This window comes from Pseudoxanthomonas suwonensis (genome assembly GCF_010093235.1).
GTDB classification, from domain to species: Bacteria; Pseudomonadota; Gammaproteobacteria; order Xanthomonadales; family Xanthomonadaceae; genus Pseudoxanthomonas; species Pseudoxanthomonas suwonensis.
This window is the reverse complement of record NZ_PDWP01000028.1, coordinates 26,742-44,155: the sequence shown is the minus strand read 5'-3', so window position 1 is coordinate 44,155 and position 17,414 is coordinate 26,742. Positions and strand designations below refer to the sequence as shown.

Annotated in this window: 17 protein-coding genes; 11 read left to right on the top strand and 6 right to left on the bottom strand. The window is 70.2% G+C overall.

Annotated features, from left to right (window positions below):
* Positions 1-231: hypothetical protein (locus CSC68_RS13270; protein WP_162204048.1), on the bottom strand; the 231-nt coding region annotated here is incomplete at its 3' end.
* A 207-nt stretch (positions 232-438) separates the two neighbouring features.
* Between CSC68_RS13270 and CSC68_RS13265 the strand changes: the two genes are divergently transcribed.
* From CSC68_RS13265 to CSC68_RS13245, 5 genes are all read left to right on the top strand, one after another.
* Entirely contained in the window at positions 439-879 is a 441-nt protein-coding gene (locus CSC68_RS13265) for a low molecular weight protein-tyrosine-phosphatase (protein WP_162204047.1), read from the top strand.
* A 52-nt stretch (positions 880-931) separates the two neighbouring features.
* Entirely contained in the window at positions 932-3,157 is a 2,226-nt protein-coding gene (locus CSC68_RS13260; RefSeq protein ID WP_162204046.1) for a polysaccharide biosynthesis tyrosine autokinase, read from the top strand.
* Between the two features lie 49 nt (positions 3,158-3,206).
* A complete protein-coding gene (gene ubiA / locus CSC68_RS13255) occupies positions 3,207-4,106 on the top strand; it encodes a 4-hydroxybenzoate octaprenyltransferase (RefSeq protein WP_162204045.1) in 900 nt (299 codons plus the stop codon).
* Between the two features lie 584 nt (positions 4,107-4,690).
* The gene (locus CSC68_RS13250) at positions 4,691-5,995 is read left to right on the top strand and encodes a sugar MFS transporter (protein WP_162204044.1); all 1,305 of its coding nucleotides are present in this window, start codon (positions 4,691-4,693) and stop codon (positions 5,993-5,995) included.
* Between the two features lie 61 nt (positions 5,996-6,056).
* Positions 6,057-6,971: a carbohydrate kinase family protein gene (locus tag CSC68_RS13245; protein WP_162204043.1), complete on the top strand. Its 915-nt coding sequence runs from the start codon at positions 6,057-6,059 to the stop codon at positions 6,969-6,971.
* A 7-nt stretch (positions 6,972-6,978) separates the two neighbouring features.
* On the opposite strand, the gene CSC68_RS13240 is transcribed toward CSC68_RS13245, so the two are convergent.
* Together CSC68_RS13240 and CSC68_RS13235 are read right to left on the bottom strand one after the other, a co-directional pair.
* A complete protein-coding gene (locus CSC68_RS13240) occupies positions 6,979-8,178 on the bottom strand; it encodes an AGE family epimerase/isomerase (RefSeq protein WP_162204042.1) in 1,200 nt (399 codons plus the stop codon).
* Between the two features lie 148 nt (positions 8,179-8,326).
* Complete coding sequence (locus CSC68_RS13235; protein WP_162204041.1) at positions 8,327-9,052, bottom strand: ComF family protein; 726 nt, start codon at positions 9,050-9,052, stop codon at positions 8,327-8,329.
* A 77-nt stretch (positions 9,053-9,129) separates the two neighbouring features.
* On the opposite strand from CSC68_RS13235, the gene bioB reads away from it, so the two are divergent.
* From bioB to bioC, 5 genes are read left to right on the top strand one after another with little or no spacing between them, the layout of a single operon-like run.
* Complete coding sequence (gene bioB, locus CSC68_RS13230) at positions 9,130-10,164, top strand: biotin synthase BioB (RefSeq protein WP_162204039.1); 1,035 nt, start codon at positions 9,130-9,132, stop codon at positions 10,162-10,164.
* A 56-nt stretch (positions 10,165-10,220) separates the two neighbouring features.
* The gene (gene bioF / locus CSC68_RS13225) at positions 10,221-11,420 is read left to right on the top strand and encodes an 8-amino-7-oxononanoate synthase (RefSeq protein WP_162204037.1); all 1,200 of its coding nucleotides are present in this window, start codon (positions 10,221-10,223) and stop codon (positions 11,418-11,420) included.
* Entirely contained in the window at positions 11,417-11,791 is a 375-nt protein-coding gene (locus CSC68_RS13220; protein WP_162204036.1) for a DUF7079 family protein, read from the top strand. The genes bioF and CSC68_RS13220 overlap by 4 nt, the downstream gene beginning before the upstream one ends.
* A 37-nt stretch (positions 11,792-11,828) precedes the next feature.
* Complete coding sequence (bioH, locus tag CSC68_RS13215; protein ID WP_162204034.1) at positions 11,829-12,593, top strand: pimeloyl-ACP methyl ester esterase BioH; 765 nt, start codon at positions 11,829-11,831, stop codon at positions 12,591-12,593.
* A 14-nt stretch (positions 12,594-12,607) separates the two neighbouring features.
* Positions 12,608-13,492: a malonyl-ACP O-methyltransferase BioC gene (bioC, locus tag CSC68_RS13210; RefSeq protein ID WP_162204032.1), complete on the top strand. Its 885-nt coding sequence runs from the start codon at positions 12,608-12,610 to the stop codon at positions 13,490-13,492.
* A gap of 724 nt (positions 13,493-14,216) precedes the next feature.
* Here bioC and CSC68_RS13205 read toward each other — a convergent pair.
* Genes CSC68_RS13205 through CSC68_RS13195 form a run of 3 tightly spaced genes read right to left on the bottom strand, consistent with a single transcriptional unit; the run spans position 14,217 to position 16,243 of the window.
* Positions 14,217-14,639 carry a ketosteroid isomerase-related protein gene (locus CSC68_RS13205; protein ID WP_162204031.1) on the bottom strand — a complete coding sequence of 141 codons (423 nt, stop codon included), beginning with the start codon at positions 14,637-14,639 and terminating at the stop codon, positions 14,217-14,219.
* Positions 14,640-14,681: 42 nt separating this feature from the next.
* Positions 14,682-15,293: a YdcF family protein gene (locus tag CSC68_RS13200; RefSeq protein ID WP_162204049.1), complete on the bottom strand. Its 612-nt coding sequence runs from the start codon at positions 15,291-15,293 to the stop codon at positions 14,682-14,684.
* Complete coding sequence (locus tag CSC68_RS13195; protein WP_162204029.1) at positions 15,290-16,243, bottom strand: pyridoxal-phosphate dependent enzyme; 954 nt, start codon at positions 16,241-16,243, stop codon at positions 15,290-15,292. The genes CSC68_RS13200 and CSC68_RS13195 overlap by 4 nt, the downstream gene beginning before the upstream one ends.
* A gap of 134 nt (positions 16,244-16,377) precedes the next feature.
* Here CSC68_RS13195 and CSC68_RS13190 point away from each other — a divergent pair, with 134 nt between their 5' ends.
* On the top strand, positions 16,378-17,034 hold the full coding sequence (locus tag CSC68_RS13190; RefSeq protein ID WP_211365757.1) for a hypothetical protein: 657 nt from the start codon (positions 16,378-16,380) through the stop codon (positions 17,032-17,034).
* The last annotated feature ends 380 nt before the right edge of the window (positions 17,035-17,414 follow it).

Genomic DNA, 17,414 nt, shown 5'->3' with positions numbered 1-17,414 from the left:
AGTTAGCACCACCGCTATCGTTGCTGGCACCGCTCTGGCAGCCGCGGCCAAGATGCCCGCGGCTGCCAGAGCGGTGCCAGCAACGATAGCGGTGGTGCTAACTGCGCCTTCTTCGGCTGCAACCTCGGTGCCACCAGGCTGACCGGTCTGTTCCTGCTGCTCCTGCGCAAAAGCATAGGGATGGATAACCAAGCCGATCGCCACGGCCAAGGCAGAAAGTTTCGTTTTCATGGGGGAGTGCTCCTAGGGGGGTTGGAGGGGACCCTGCACAATTCGGACAGTAAGCGCAGAGGTTGTGAAATGTCAAACGCAATCAAATGCTTATTGACGAAACCTTCACGCCGCCGCGCTGCAGCATGGCCCGGTGTTCGGTTAAGCTGGTTCCGGCAACCACCCAACCCCCTATTTACTTTTGTAAAAATCCGGGACCGGCTTTACGTGTTCAGGAAGATACTGTTCGTCTGCGTAGGCAATATATGTCGTAGCCCAACCGCCGAATTGCTCATGCGACGCCGTTTGCAAGGGCGGTCGAACGTCGAGGTTTCTTCGGCGGGGCTTCAAGCACTGGTCGGACGCCCCGTTGATCCGCAGGCGGCGACATTGCTGCGGGAGAACGGCATCGATCCGGATAGCCACGTGGCGCGGCAAGCGACACCGTCGGTTCTGGTGGCAGCCGATTTGGTCCTGGTGATGGAGCAGTCGCACCACGCCCGGATCGTGCGCGAGGTTCCCCAAGTCAGTGGCAAGACCTTCCTGCTGGGCAAGTGGCGGGGTCAGCAGGAAATCCCCGATCCATACCGCCAGCACCGCGAAGCATTCCAGCACGTGTACAGACTTATCGACGACTGCGTCGACAGCTGGGTTCCCTATATCAAGTGATGTCGCTTCGGCGGCGCCCCCCCCCAAACCGCACACGAACGGAAGAAGAATAATGGGCAAGGAATCGGCGGCAACGCCAGGCACCGAGGATGAGATCGATCTGCGCGAGCTGGTAGGTGTACTGCTCGACAAGAAGTGGTGGATCATTGCGACGACCGCCCTCTTCTTTGTACTGAGCGTTCTCTACGTACAGCTGGCTGCGCCCGTTTACAGGGCGCAGGCGATGGTCCAGGTCGAGTCGAAGATGCCTTCGATTCCGGGGCTTTCCGATCTCACCTCGCTCGCAGGTGGCGGGAGTGTTGCCGCTACAACTGAGGTGGCGCTCCTTACGTCACGCACGGTTGTTGGTTCGGCCGTGCAAGAGCTCAATCTTGATATTCGGGTCGAGCCTCGGCGGTTCCCCGTGTTCGGTAATGCGATCGCGAGGCGATACAGGGGCGATGCGCCGGATAGCGTAGCGCCCCCCTTCCTTGGGCTGAAAGGCTACGGCTGGGGTGGCGAGCACTTGGAATTCCAGCGCCTGGATCTGCCGTCTGGACTGATCGGAGTTCCTCTTGAACTCGAACTCGGCCCCGAACCTGCTTCCTACGTGCTTCGCCGACCGGATGGTGGGGAGCTGATCCGAGGCAGGCTTGGCGAGACTTCACAGCGTGGCGAGATCGTGGTTGAGGTAACCGCGCTACGGGGAAATCCGGGAATGACATTCACTGTGACCAAGCGCCGCTTCCTGGATGTGGTGACTGGCTTGCAGCAGCAGGTGCGCGTGTCCGAGCAGGGCAAGGAATCCGGGATTCTCCAGGTCTCATACGAGCACACTGATCCGGGCAGGGCGGAAGCTGTTCTGCAAAAAGTGGTCGAAGGGTATGTACGCCAGAATGTCGAGCGTAGCTCTGCAGAGGCTGCGGCGCAGCTGAGGTTCGTGAAGGAGCAACTGCCGACGGTGCGCAAGCAGGTCGAAGAGGCGCAGGAGGCAATGGCTAGGTATCAGTCCTCTGCCAACTCTGTCGACATCACCATGCAGACCAAAGGCCTTCTGGATCAGGAGGTTGCCGTCGAGACCGCCATCCAGCAGCTGCGTTTGAAGCAGGCTGAGATGGATCGGAGCTTCACCCGGGATCACCCGGCATACCGTGCCTTACTGAACCAGATCGGCGAGCTGGAGGCGCGCAAGGCTGGCTTCCGGCGTCAGGTAAGCGAGCTGCCGGATACCCAACAGGAGTTACTTCGCCTGACTCGGGATCTGCAGGTATCCAACGAGTTGTATACCGCATTGCTCAATCAGGCCCAGCAGCTCGACGTGGCGAGAGCGGGTACTGTCGGTAACGTCCGCATTGTCGACCCGGCGGTGGTAGATACTTCCAGGCCGGTCAAGCCGCGCAAGTCGCTGGTGGTGTTGATCGCGACGCTGCTTGGCGGTTTCCTCGCCGTCGCCGGCGTTTTCCTGCAGCGCATGCTCAACCCCGGCATCGAGGACCCGGCGGTGATCGAGGAGCTGGGCCTGCCGGTGTACGCCGCCGTTCCGCTGAGCAATTCCAAGGTGCTTCCGGCGAGCAAGCGCGACCGCAAGGGCGTCCACCACATCCGCGCCGACGGCCGCCAGCACCTGCTGGCGGTGGCCGATCCCGCCGACCTGGCCGTCGAGGCGCTGCGCAGCCTGCGCACCAGCCTGCACTTCGCGATGCTGGAGGCGAAGAACAACATCCTCACCATCACGGGCCCGCGCCCGGGCGTCGGCAAGACCTTCGTCTCCGCGAACCTGGCCGCGGTGGTGGCCCAGGCCGGGCAGCGCGTGCTGGTGATCGACGCGGACCTGCGCAAGGGCACCCTGCACAAGCTCCTGGGCGTGGACCACAAGGAGGGCCTGTCCGAGGTGCTGGTCGGCAAGCTCGACGTCGGCGCCGCGGTGCGCGAGGCGTCGGGCCTGCCGAACATGCATTACATGGTCCGCGGCGAGATCCCGCCGAACCCGTCCGAGCTGCTGATGCACCAGCGCTTCGGCCAGGTCCTCGGCGCGCTGTCGGCGCAGTACGACCTGGTGATCATCGATACCCCGCCGATCCTGGCGGTGACCGATGCGGCGATCATCGCCTCCCATGCCGGCTCCAGCCTGCTGGTGACCCGCTTCGGCCTGAACCAGGCCAAGGAGATCCTGCTGGCGGTCAAGCGCTTCGAGCAGAACGGCGTGCAGGTCAAGGGCACCATCTTCAACGCCGTGGAGAAGCGCGCTACCGGCTACTACAGCTACGGCTATTACGAGTACAAGGCGGGCAGCGCCTGAGGCACCCGGGCAGGCCGGCGGTGGCCACCGGCCTGCTAACCTTTGCGGCATGGCTTACGAACGTTACGAGCCGGCCGCCGCGCCGGGCCCGGGCTGGCGCGACCGCCTGGGGCTTTACTGGAAGCTGGTCAGGGGCGATCGCCCGATCGGCGTGCTCCTGCTGCTGTGGCCGACCTGGTGGGCCCTGTGGCTGGCCGCCGGCGGCGTGCCGGATCCCTGGACCCTGTTCGTGTTCACCGGCGGCGTGTGGCTGACGCGCTCGGCCGGCTGCGTGATCAACGACTACGCCGACCGCTGGCTCGACCCGAGGGTCGAGCGCACCCGCGACCGCCCGCTGGCCACCGGCGCCGTCTCCGGCCGCGAGGCCCTGGCCGTGTTCGCGGTGCTGATGCTGGTGGCCTTCGCCCTGGTGCTTACGCTCAACCGGCTGACGATCCTGCTGAGCTTCGGCGGCCTGTTCCTGGCGGCCACCTATCCGTACCTGAAACGCTATACCTACCTGCCCCAGGTGTACCTGGGCATGGCTTTCGGCTGGGGCATCCCGATGGCGTTCGCCGCGGTCCAGGGCGAGGTGCCGGCGCTGGCCTGGCTTCTTTACTGCGCCAACATCCTCTGGTCCACCGCATACGACACCTGGTACGCGATGGTGGATCGCGAGGACGACATCCGCGCCGGATCGAAGTCCACCGCCATCCTGTTCGGCGACCTGGACCTCGTGGCCCAGGGCATCCTCTACGTGCTGATGCTGCTGGCGCTGGTCCTGGTCGGTCGCCAGGCTGGGCTGGGCGTGGCGTACTGGGTGGCGATGGGTGTGGCGACGGTGCTGGTCGTGCAGGAGTTCGTGATGGCGCGCCACCGCGAACGCGCGGCCTGCTTCCGGGCCTTCCTGCACAACAACTGGGTGGGCGCGGCGATCTTCGCCGGCATCGCCCTCCATTACGCCCTGTAACCGCTTCGGCGCGCCGGCAACCCCCGTCCAGTCGTGCCGGGCGGACTGTCAGGAGCACGCATCGCCCTTCCCCTCGGGACACGAGCCGTTCCCTCGCCGGGGCGCCGCTGGCGCTACGACGCACACACGTAGCCCGGATAAGGCCGAAGGCCGCATCCGTGGTTGCGGCGGGTCATGGGTCCGTCGTGCTCCATTCCCCAGGTGGGCTTACCCGTGCTCCGTGTGAGTGGTTGCGGACGATTGCGGCATGCGGCAACCGGTCCTCTCCCCCAGCCCCTGTTCCGATGGGAGATGGGGAAGGAATCCGGTTGCTGCTGCGTCGCAGGATGCCGCTGGCGGGCGCAACGGCTAACGTTGCCCGCCTGGCGGGAAGGGGGCTTCAGGGGGCTCGGCTTGCGCGAGGGCAAGCTCCCGGGGAGCATCGTGGTGCGATCGCCGGGCCGGGCAAGGACGGCGCGTGCGGTTCGCCCGCGCTTCCGCCAGGTCCGCATCGGGCACCGTTGTCCGCCCGACGTCCCACGCCGCATTCGCAACGGCTACCGCCCCTGGCGGCAGGTGGCCGCCATCCACGGAGACCAGAACCGATGCATGCACCCGCCCCGAGTCCCGCAGGCGCCGGCGGCGCGATCCATGGCCAGCGGCTGCTGCCGCTGGTGATCGCGCTGTTCTTCGCCTGGGGTTTCTGCACCGTCCTGGTGGACGTGCTGATCCCCAAGCTCAAGGCCACCTTCTCGCTCGGCTATGCCGAGGCGATGCTCACCCAGTTCTGCTTCTTCCTGGCCTACTTCATCGTCTCGATCCCGGCGGCGCTGCTGGTCAGCCGGATCGGCTACATGCGCGGCATCGTGCTGGGCCTGCTGGTGATGGCCGGTGGCTGCCTGATGTTCTCGCCGGCCGCCTCGCTGGGCTGGTATCCGGCGTTCCTGGCCGCGCTGTTCGTGCTGGCCGCGGGAATCACCGTGGTCCAGGTCGCCGCCACCCCGCTGGCCGCGGGCCTCGGCGATCCGGCGCGCTCGCATAGCCGCCTGCCCCTGGCCCAGGCCTTCAATTCCTTCGGCACGATGCTCGGCCCGCTGTTCGGTTCGGCCCTGATCCTGGCCGCCGGCGTGGCGGAGCCCGCGCCCGGCATGGACGAGGCCGCGCTGGCGGCGTTCCGCGTGGAGCAGGCCAGCCACGTGCGCCTGCCGTACATGATCATCGCCGGCGTGCTGGTGACGCTGGCGGCCCTGTGCTGGTGGCTGCGGCGCTCGCCGGTGCCGGCCGTCCATGCCATGCGCCAGGGCGACTACCTGCGCCTGCTGAGGATCCCGCGCCTGAGCCTGGGCGCGCTGTCGATCTTCCTCTACGTCGGCGCCGAGGTCGCGGTCGGCAGCGCCCTGGTCAACTACCTGATCATGGTCGGCGCCACCACCAGCGAGCACGCCGCGGGCAACCTGATCGCGGTGTACTGGGGCCTGGCGATGGTCGGCCGCTTCATCGGCTCGTGGGTGCTGCGCTTCGTCCCGGCCGGCCTGGTGCTGGCGGCCTGCGCGCTCGGTGCAGCCTCCCTGGGCCTGCTGGCGGCCACCGTGCTGGAAGGCACGCCGGCGGCGGTGGCGATCCTGTCCATTGGCCTGTTCAACTCGGTGATGTTCCCGACGATCTTCACCTTGTCGATCGATGGCCTGGGCGAGGACACTGCCGGCGGCTCCGGGCTGCTGTGCCTGGCGATCGTGGGTGGCGCGATCGTGCCGCTGCTGATGGGCCTGGCCGCGGATCGTGTCGGCCTGGCGCCGGCGCTGCTGGTGCCGGTGGCCTGCTACGCCTGCATCGCCGGCTATGGCCTGATGGTGCGCGCCGGCATGCTTTCCGGCCGGCCGCGGCTGGAGAGTGCTCCGGCCGAAACCTGAGTGAGCTTCCTGCCGGGCATGGCGCGTGCCCGGCAGCCACCCCGCCAGACGAAGCCTTGCGATGACCCCAACCGGCCTGCCCCGCCTTGTCGTGTTCGGCGAAGCCCTTACCGACCTGGTCCGCACCGGCGAGGACAGCTGGCGCAGCATCGCCGGCGGGGCCTGCTGGAACGTGGCGCGGGTGGCGGCGACGCTGGGCGGGGAAACCGGCTGGGGCGGCGCCGTGAGCGACGACCTGTTCGGTGCGCGCCTCGCGGAGCTGTCGCGCGAAGCCGGGCTGGATCCGCGCTTCCTGCAGGTGGTGCCGCGTCCGCCGTTGCTGGCCGTGGTCCACCAGATTGATCCGCCGCGCTACTTCTTCCTCGGCGAGAATGCGGCCGACCTGGCCTTCGACGAGGCGGCGCTGCCGGCCGGCTGGGAAGCGGCCTGCCAGTTCGTCCACTTCGGCTGCATCAGCCTGGTCCGGCAGCCGCTGGGCGAACGCCTGGTGGCGCTGGCGCTGCGCCTGGCCGATGCGGGCGTCCCGGTCAGCTTCGACCCCCACGGCCGCACCCGGATGGGCGGGGATTCCCCGCCGCTGTTCGAGCGGCTGGCCGCGCGCGCGGCGGTGCTGAAGATCTCCGACGAGGACCTGCGCCACATCTATCCGGCGCTCGAGGCCGATGCGGCGCTGGAGCGGGTGCGCGCGCTGGCACCTGCGGCGGTGCTGCTCTATACCCGCGGCGGTGCGGGCATGGATGCGTACGCCGGCGGGGAGCGGTTCACCCAGCCGGCATTCGCGGTGGAGGTGGTGGACACCGTGGGCGCCGGTGATGCCTGCATTGGTGGTTTCCTTGCCAGCCGCCTGCTGCGTCCGGACGCCCCGCTAAGCGAGCACGCGCGCTTTGCCGCCGCCACCGCCGCCGCGGCCTGCACCCGCGCCGGCGCGCATGCGCCGACGCGGCAGGAAGTGGAGGCGCTGCTCGCGCGCGGCTGAAGACCGCTTACAGCACCCGCAGCACTTCGTAGCACGCGCCCATGGTGTGGTAGTCGGTCTTGCCGGCCGGGCTCTTCTCGTGGTCGAGTTTGGAATTGTCCGGACCGAGGATGCGGTACCAGGCGCCGTGCCGGTGGTCGATGAAGTGGGTCCAGCTGTAGGCCCACAGGCGGTCGTACCACTCCCGGTAGCGCGCGTCGCCGGTGCGCTGCGCCAGCAGCGCGGCGGTGGCCAGCGACTCGGCCTGCACCCAGAAGTACTTGTCGGCGTCGTACACCGCGCCATCCGGATCGTTGCCGTAGACCAGGCCGCCGTGCACCGGATCCCAGGCCATCGCCACCGCGCGGTCGAACAGCTCGCGTGCGCGCGGCAGGTGCCAGTCCGCCGGTGCGTGACGGTCGAGGATCAGCAGCAGTTTGGCCCACTCGGTCTGGTGCCCGGGCTGGAACCCCCACGGCCGGAAGATGTTGCTGCGGTCGCCACGGTTGTAGTCCCAGTCCACGCTCCAGTCGGCGTGGTAGTGCTCCCACACCAGCCCGCCTGCCAGCGCGGCCTGGCGCCGGGTCATGTTCGTGGCCAGGGTGGCTGCACGCTCCAGGTAGCGTGCCTCGCCGGTGGCCTCGTACGCCGCCAGCCAGGCCTCGCAGGCGTGCATGTTCGCGTTCTGGCCGCGGTAGGGCGAGACGCTCCAGCCTGCGTCGGCCTCGTCGGCGTACAGCCCGTGCGCCGGCTCCCAGAAGTGGCGTTCCATCAGGTCCCAGGTCTCGGCGATCCAGTCGCGTGCCTGGTCGAAACCGGCCTCCAGCGCCTTCGCATAGGCCAGCACCACGAAGGCCAGGCCGTAACAGTGGTTGGTGGCGTCGGCCACCTGGCGGTCGTGGAGCACCCAGGCATAGCCGCCGGTCCGCGGATTGCGGTGGGCGTCGCGCAGGAAGTCCACGCCGTGCCTCACCGCCTCGCGGTAGGCCGGATCGCCGAAGGCCTGGAAGGCCATCGCGTAGTTGAAGACGAAGCGCGTGCTGCTGACCAGGTGCCGGGTGTGGCGGTCGTAGACCTCGCCGTCGTCGCGGAAGAAGTGGAAGAAGCCGCCGTCCGGATCGATGCAGCGCGGGTGGTAGAAGGCCATCGTGTCGCGCACGTGGCCGAGCAGGAACTCGCGGGAGCGGAAGTCCGGGAGCGGACCGGGCCCGGGCTGGGCTTCCGTCATGCGTGGTCTCCGGAGGTGATGGGCAAGGTGAGGGCGCGGCTGCGTCACCGCGGATGATCGTGCATGGGGCGCTCGCCGGCGAGGCCCGCGGGGCGGAGAGGGGCCGCCCACGGCGTGTCCCGCCGTCCCCCTGCGCCCTGGGCCGGCCCTACGGCGTGCGTGCGCAGACCCAGGCATCGACCCGTTCCACGCCGGCGCGGCGCAGTGCCAGTGCCGCCGCCTGCACGGTCGCGCCGGTGGTCATGACGTCGTCCACCAGGGCGACGTGCGACGGGACGTCGCGCCCCGGGGGTACGTGGAAGGCGCCGCGCAGGTTGCGCCGGCGCGCCATGGCGCCCAGCTCGGACTGCGCCCCGGTCCGCCGCCGCCGTTCCAGCAGGCCCGGCGCCAGCGGCACGCCAAGCGCGCGCGCCAGCGGCCGTGCCAGTTCCAGGGCCTGGTCGTAGCCGCGCCGGCGCAGCCTGCTGCGGTGCAGGGGCACCGGCACCAGCGCCTGCGGCCGCGGGGCGTCGGCCAGCGAATCCAGCATCAGCGTCGCCAGCAGGCGGCCGGCGGCCAGGTCGTTGGGGAACTTGTAGCGGGTGAGGAGCTGGTCGACCGGAGGCGCGTAGACGAAGGCGGCGCGGCTGGCATGCATCAGGGGCTCGCGGCGCAGGCAACGGCCGCAGGTACCGGGGACCGCGAGCGGGATCGCGCAGCGCGGGCAGGCGCAGTGGTTGCGTGGCAGGGAACGGCGGCAGGCGGCGCAAAGGTCGTGGCCGCCGGAGCCCGGCTCCCCGCACAACAGGCAGCGGGGCGGGAGCAGGGCGGCGCAGATCCGGCCGGGGAGGGCGCGCCATGCGCCGGCGAGGGACTTGTAAACCGTAATGTGCATCTTCGGGTTGACAGGCGCGGGGTGGATTTCCAGACTGCCCGCCTTCGTTTGCCGCCGCCGTCAGGAAACATCGCCCAATGCCTTCGGAAATCCGCCACGACTGGCGCCGCGAGGAACTGCTCGCCCTGTTCGACCTGCCGCTGCCGGAGCTGCTGTACCGCGCCGCCAGCGTCCACCGTGAACACTTCGACCCGGCGCAGGTGCAGGTTTCGACCCTCCTGTCGGTCAAGACCGGCGGCTGCCCCGAGGACTGCGGCTACTGCCCGCAGGCCCAGCGCTACCACACCGGGGTCCAGGCCACGAAGCTGATGGACACCGAACAGGTGCTGGAGAAGGCCCGCCAGGCCAAGGCGGCCGGGGCCTCGCGCTTCTGCATGGGCGCGGCCTGGCGCAGCCCCAAGGACCGCGACATCCCCAAGGTGGCGGCGATGATCGCCGGAGTGAAGGCGCTGGGCCTGGAGACCTGCGCGACCCTGGGCATGCTTTCGCCGGAACAGGCCCGTGCCCTGCGCGAGGCCGGGCTGGACTACTACAACCACAACCTGGATACCGCCCCGGAGTTCTACGGCGACGTGATCCACACCCGCGACTACCAGGACCGCCTGGACACCCTGGGCCACGTCCGCGACGCGGGCCTGAAGACCTGCTGCGGCGGAATCGTCGGCATGGGCGAGACCCGCGAACAGCGCGCCGGCCTGCTGCAGGCCCTGGCCAACCTGCCGGCGCATCCGGACTCGGTGCCGATCAACCGCCTGGTCCAGGTGCCGGGCACGCCGCTGGCGGGCACCGCCGAGCTGGACCCGTTCGAGTTCGTCCGCACCATCGCCGTGGCCCGCATCGCGATGCCGCGCTCGATGGTGCGCCTGTCGGCGGGTCGCGAATCCATGTCCGACGAACTGCAGGCCATGTGCTTCATGGCCGGCGCCAACTCGATCTTCTATGGCGAGCAGCTGCTGACCACCGCCAACCCCGCCGCGGAGCGCGACCAGGCGCTCTTCGCCCGGCTGGGCCTGTATGCAATGCCCCTTGCCGTATGTGAAGATCATCACGGAACAAGCACGGACGGTGGCGCTACCGTGCATGCGCACATCATCGAGCCGCTATCCGCCTAGGGGGTAGGATGCGGTTCTCGCAGGCAGTGCTTCCCCGGGGGGAAGACAAGGGAACCATGGGCCGCATCGACATCCTCGAACGCATCCAGAGCAGTCACAGCCTTCGCGCCTCGCAGGGCCGCCTGCGCAAGCGCCGCGTCGTCACCCGTCGCGACGGGGTACGGCTGGAGGTGGATGGGCAGTGGCTGACCGGCTTCTGCGGCAACGACTACCTGGGCCTGGCCTCGCAGTTCGAGGTCGGCGCCGCGTTGCAGGACGCCGCTGCCCGCGAGGGCACCGGCGCCACCGCCTCGCACCTGGTGTGCGGGCACCACGCCCTTCACGAGCAGCTCGAGCGCGAGGTCGCCGAGTGGCTGGGCGTGCCACGCGCGCTGCTGTTCGGCAGCGGTTTCGTCGCCAACCTGGCGGTGCAGCAGGCCCTGCTCGAGGACGGCGACGTCTGCGTGCAGGACCGCCTCAACCACGCCAGCCTGATCGATGCCACCCGCCTGGCCGGCGCGCGCCTGCGCCGCTATCCGCACCTGGACGCCGAAGGCGCCATGCGCCAGCTGCGCGGCACCGGCGAAGGCGCGGCGATGCTGGCGACCGACGGCGTCTTCAGCATGGACGGCGACATTGCCCCGCTGCGTTCGCTGGCCCTGGTCGCCCGCACCAGCGAAGCCCTGTTCTACGTGGACGATGCCCACGGCGCCGGCGTGCTCGGCCCGCAGGGGCGCGGCAGCGTGGCCGACGCCGGCCTGGGCGTGGCCGACGTGCCGCTGCAGCTGGTCACCCTGGGCAAGGCCCTGGGCGGCTACGGTGCCGTGGTGGCCGGCGACGCCGACCTGATCGAGCACCTGGCCGGCACCGCGCGTCCCTACATCTACACCACGGCGCTGCCGCCGGCCCTGGCGGCCGCTTCGCTGGCGGCGCTGAAGCTGGCCCGCCGCGACGACTGGCGGCGCGAGCGCCTGCGCGAGCTGGTCGCGCAGTTCCGCGAGGGCGCCAGCCGCTTTGGCCTGGAGCTGACCCCGTCGACCACGCCGATCCAGCCGATCCTCTGCGGCAGCGAGGCCAATGCACTGGCCATGTCCGCCGCGATCGAGCGCGCCGGCTTCATGGTCACCGCGATCCGGCCGCCCACGGTGCCCGAAGGCGGCTCGCGCCTGCGCGTGACCCTCTCGGCCCTGCACACCCCGCAGCAGGTGCAGGGGCTGCTCGCTGCGATCGCCGAGGCGCGCGACCGCGTCGACAGCGGACGCGAAGCGGTGGCGTGAACACGACCGCGCCAACGCCGGAACGCCGGCGGGTGTGGGAGGCGATGTCCGAGCTGTACCTGGACACGGACGTCGACGTGGAAGTGCTGGCCCGGGTGGCCGAGGAGCTGGCGCGCTCGCCGTATTCGCTCCCGGAGCTGCAGCGCATCCTGCGCCACGAGGTGCATCCGGTGCTGGTGCAGAACCTGGGCACGGTGGCGCCGGTCTGGGACCGTTTCGACCCGCAGTGGCTGGAGGAATCGATCAGCGCCCACCTGCGCCGGCCCCTGCTGGTGCGCTGGTGGCGCGCGCGGGTGATGCGCAGCCACGCCGTCATCCTCTGGCACCGCCTGATCCGGCGCGTCGCCGCGGCCCGCCGCCGCCACCATTGAGCGGCGTACGTCGCCCGGCATCGGCGACAATGCGCGCATGCATATTGAAACCCTCGGCAGCGGACCTGACCTGGTCCTGATCCACGGCTGGGCGCTGCACGGCGGGGTGTTCGGCCCCCTGGCCGAGCGCCTGGCCCCGCGCTTCCGCCTGCACCTGGTCGACCTGCCCGGCCATGGCTACAGCCGCGATTCGGATGTCCCGCTGCAGCCGGCGGCGGTGGCCAGCGAGATCGCCTCGCGGGTGCCGCCGGCGCTGTGGCTGGGCTGGTCGCTGGGTGGGCTGTTCGCGCTGCGCGCCGCCGCCTCGCTGCCGACCGTGCGCGGGCTGGTGATGATCGCGGCGACGCCGCGTTTCGTGCGCGCGCCCGACTGGCCGCACGCGGTGGAGCCGTCGGTGTTCGAACAGTTCGCGCGCAGCCTGGAAGAGGACTACGACGGCACCCTGGGGCGCTTCGTCGCCCTGGACACGCTGGGCTCGGAGCACGGACGCGAAGAGCTGAAGTCCCTGAACGCCCTGCTGCACTCCCGCGGCCGTCCGCGCCCGGAGGCGCTGCACGCCGGCCTGGAACTGCTGGAATCCACCGACCTGCGCCGCAGCCTGCCGTCGCTATCCGTGCCCAGCCTGTGGCTGGCCGGACGCCGCGACCGCCTGGTCAACCCGGCCGGCATGGCCGCGGCGGCCGAGCGGGCGCCGGGATCGCGCTTCGTCGAACTGCCCGGCGCCGCGCACGCACCGTTCCTCGGGCACGTCGAAGCGGTGGCGGCGGAACTGCTGGCTTTCGCCGACAATACCGGCCCCTGAGCCGCGTCCCGCCGATGGATCCCGTATTCGACCCCCGCCAGGTGCGCCGCGCGTTCTCGCGCGCTGCCGCCGGCTACGACGATGCCGCCGCCCTGCAGGCGGAGGTGCGCTCGCGCCTGCTCGAGTCGCTCGTCTATCTCGACGACAAGGTGCCGCAGGTGATCCTGGACCTGGGCAGCGGCACCGGCCACGCCACCGCCGCGATGCGCAAGCGCTGGCCGAAGGCGCAGGTCATCGCCATGGACCTGGCCCTGCCGATGCTGCGCCAGGCGCGGCGCCAGGCTGGCTGGTGGAAGCCGTTCCCGCGCGTGTGCGCCGACGCGCGCGCGCTGCCGCTGGCCGATGGCAGCGTCGACGTGATCTTCTCCAACCTGTGCCTGCAGTGGATCGAGGACCTGCCGGCGGTGTTCGCCGGCTTCCGCCGCGTGCTCAAGCCCGGTGGCCTGCTGCTGTGCTCCAGCTTCGGCCCGGAGACCCTGGTCGAGCTGCGCGAGGCTTTCGCTGCTGCCGACGATGCACCCCACGTCAGTCCGTTCGCCTCGATCTCCGGATTCGGCGATGCGCTGATGCAGGCCGGCTTCCGCGATCCGGTGCTGGACCGCGACCTGTTCACCCTGACCTACACCGGCCTGCCGGCGATGATGCGCGAACTGCGCGCGATGGGCGCGACCAACGCGCTGGCCTCGCGCCGGCGCAGCCTGACCGGTCGTGCGCGCTTCGCCGCGGCCGCCGAGGCCTACGAACCGCTGCGCGATGCCGACGGCCGCCTGCCCAGCACCTGGGAAGTGATCTACGCCCAGGCCTGGGCGCCGGACCCGGGCGCCCCGATCCGCCAGGGCGGCCACGAGATCGCCGCCGTCCCCGTTTCCTCCATCCCCATCCGCCGCCGCAATCCCTGAGGCGCGTGGCGCCCTTCCCGCAACGGGGAGGGGCTGGGGGTCGGTACGCCTGCACGGCCAGCACTCCGCCGTGCGCAAAGCCCCGGATGCGCTTCGCTTATCCGGGCTACGCGCTGCGGCCTTATCCGGGCTACACGCCTGCTCTCACCGCGTAGCCGCGTAGCCGCGTAGCCCGGGTAAGCGGAGCGCACCCGGGTTCCCCCCTCCCCTTGGGAGTGGAGAGCAGGGAAAGGGTCGGGGACCGACGCATCTTCCTGATCGTCCACCCCGGATGCGGCCTGCGGCCTTATCCGGGCTACGCGCTACGCCCGATCACGAATCACGAATCCCCAATCCCGGCTCCTAGCCGCGTAGCCCGGGTAAGCGGAGCGCACCCGGGTTCTCCCCTCCCCCTGGGCGAGGGGGGCAGGGAAAGGGTCGGGGACCGACGCATCTTCCTGATCGTCCACCCCGGATGCGGCCTGCGGCCTTATCCGGGCTACGCGCTACGCCCGATCACGAATCCCCAATCCCGGCTCCTAGCCGCGTAGCCCGGGTAAGCGGAGCGCACCCGGGGTTCCCCCCTGGGAGAGGGGGTAGGGAAAGGGTCGGGGGATCGACGCATCTTCCTGATCGCCCATCCCGGATGCGGCCTGCGGCCTTATCCGGGCTACGCGCTACGCCCGATCACGAATCACGAATCCCCAATCCCGAATCCCGAATCCCGAATCCCCAATCCCGGCTCCTAGCCCACCTGCGCGATCCAGTCCTGCAGGTTGTAGTAGTTGGTCACCCGGGCGATGCGGCCGTCGCGGATGTCGAAGAACGCGCCGCCCGGCAGCACGTAGGCCTGGCCGTTGGCCGGCGGCAGGCCCTCGTCGTCCTTCAGGTACTGGCCGTGGACCACGTACTCGGCAGCCGCGCGCATGCCGTCGGCCGAGGCCAGCACCACGATGTCCTCCAGCCGCTCGCGGTAGCTGGCGTCCATGCGCTGCATGAAGGCGGCGAAGGCCTCGCGGCCGGATTCGCGCGGGCCCTGGTTGAGGTCGTGGACGACGTCGTCGGCCAGCAGCGCCAGCATGGCCTGGCGGTCGCCACGGTTGAACGCGTCGTAATAGGCGGTGACCAGCGCGATGGCGCGGGACTGCGGGGTGTTGTCGGTGCTCATGTGCGGTCCGGACGGGAAGGGGCGCGCATGATAAGGCGCGCGTCAGGCCACGCGTGCCACCAGGTCGCGGTGGAAGAAGTAGACCTCCTGCAGCAGGAACTTCCACTGGGTCTGGAAGCTGCGGAAGCGCGTGCTCGGGGTCGGCGAGCCGGTCGCCTCGATCCCCAGTTGCCGGCACAGGCGCAACGCGCGCGCCATGTGCAGCGGATCGCTGACGATGATCGCGCGCCGCAGCCTGCGCTCGCGCATCAGCTCGCGGGCTTCCACCAGGTTCTGCAGCGTGGTGCGCGAGGAGGTCTCGATCAGGATCGCGTCCTCGGGGATGCCCTGGCGCATCGCGTAGCGCTGCGCCACCTGGGATTCGGCGAAGCGCGCGCCGGTGCCGTAGCCGCCGGTGAACAGCAGCACCGGGGCGTAGCCGGCGCGGTACAGGTTCAGGCCGTGGCGGATCCGCTCCTCGAACACGGGCGAAGGCCGGGCGTCGTAGGCAGCCGCGCCGAGCACGATGATCGCATCGGCCGGTTGGGCGTCGTCGCGGTGGCCGATCCAGACGATCCAGCCGGCGACGCAGGCCAGCCAGGCCAGGACCAGCAGCATGGCGCGCCACATCCAGCGGCCGAATCCGCCGTTGCGGCGGTGTCGCCCCGATCTCATGCGAGCCAAGGCAGGGCCTCCAGGTCGACGTTGCCGCCGGTGAGGATCACGCCCACCCGTTGGCCGGCGAGCGAGGGTGCGTGCGCCAGGACCGCGGCCAACGCGACCGCCGAGGATGGCTCGATGGTCTGCTTGAGTACCTGCCAGGCCATGCGCATCGCCGCGAGCGTGGCCGCGTCTTCGACCACCACCACCTCGGCGCCGGCCTCGCGCAGCAGGGCCAGGTTGGGCTGGCCGAGGCGGGCGCGCAGCCCGTCGCAGAAGGTGTCGGGGGCGAAGTCGTCCGGGGGGGCGCCATGCCGCAGGGCGTAGGCGGTGTCCGCGGCGCCGGCCGGCTCGGCCAGCAGCAGACGGCAACCGTTGCCTGCCGCGGCCAGCGCCAGGCCGCTTCCGGCGGCCAGTCCACCGCCGCCCACCGGGACCACCAGCACGTCCAGGCCGCCGGCCTGGTCCAGCAGCTCCAGCACCGCGGTGCCCTGGCCGGCGATGACGTGGCCATCCTCGTAGGGGTGGACGATGGTCGCCCCGGTCCGGGCAGGGACATCGGCGCAGGTGGCCTCGCGCGCGGCTTGGGTAGGCGCGCAGCGCCACAGGGTCGCGCCATGCCGGCTGATGTTCGCGAGCTTGGCGCCGACCGCGCCCTCGGGCACGACCACGTGGCAGGGGATGCCGCGTTCGCGGGAGGCCAGGGCCAGGGCCGCGCCGTGGTTGCCGGAGGAATGGGTGACCACGCCGCGTGCCGCGGCCTCCCTGTCCAGGGCCGAGACTGCGTTGCAGGCGCCGCGGAACTTGAACGCGCCGCTGCGCTGCAGGTGCTCGGCCTTCAGGAACAGGCTGCAGCCTGCCTCGGCGTCGAGCGTGCGCGAACGCAGTACCGGGGTGACCGTCGCCCGGCCCGCGATGCGAGCGGCGGCGACGAACACCTCGGCGGCGGCGGGCAGCTGGGCCATGGGGCAAGGTTAACTGAACGCCTCCGTCGCCCGCCCCCTGCTGGAGGACCGATCGCGTTTTTCCGCCGGATGGGTTAAGCACGGATTCAAAGCGCGGCACCGAAGCTGCGGTCATACCGAAACAGGGGACTGCCATGAAACTGAGGACGCTGGCCGGAGTGGCGTGTGCCCTCGCGCTGTCCGGATGCGCCACCTACGACTACGTGGGCGGCGGTGGCTATGGCGGTGGCTACTACAGTGGAGCGGCGGTCACCGAGTACCACTACCACGGGTACGGCTATCCCTATTACGGCTACACGCCCGGCGTCTCGCTGGGCGTCCGCTACGGCTATCCGGGCTACTGGGGCTATCCGGCCTACCCGGCCTACCACTACCACGGCATCCCGTACCGGCCCCCGGTGCGGCCCGGCCATGTGGGCGGCACCCACCGGCCGCCGGAAAAGGGGCCCGGGCACGGCAATCACGCCGATCGCCCCCGCGAGGGCGCGCCCTGGCGGGACCTGGAGCGGTGGCGCCGGGTCAAGGGGCCGCGCGGGGAGGCCCGCATCGAGTCGGGCCCGGTCCAGCATGAGTTCCGGGGCCGCCCCGTGGCCAATCCGCAGCCGGCGCCGCGCCCGGCTTCGTCAGATAGCGCCCCTGCGCGTCAGCCTTCGCCCGAATTCCGTCCGCGTCCGGCCACCACCACCAGCCCGGCGCCGATCCGGACCAGGGAGGCCTCACCGCGTCCTGTACCGTCGGTACGCTCGGATCGTCCTGCCCGGAGTGCGACGCGTCGCACGTTCGAGCGCTGAAAATACCCTTGCGTTTGCCCCGCCCGGCCCGGCAAGCTAGCGGGGTTACTGACCGGCCGCGTCAGCTTCTGACCCGTCCGGCCACCCTATGTCGATGTCCGGCAGGGAAATCTGGATCCCCCCTGTTCCGGCCCTGCCGGACGTCGGCACCTTTACAAGCAGCCCGGCCTTGCGCCGGGCTGCGCCGTTGAGGGGCGCCGAAACCGTCCTGGGACCCCGGAAAGCCTGTGTTTGCGTGGTCCAGGCGGATACGGGAAAAAAAACGGGGCCGGTAGTCCCCCGACTACCGGCCCCAGGCTTCCCCATCGCGCACGTGACCGGCCCCTGTTCCAATTCCGGTCGGAGCGCCCCCCGACGCTCTGCCGTGATGGGTGCACATC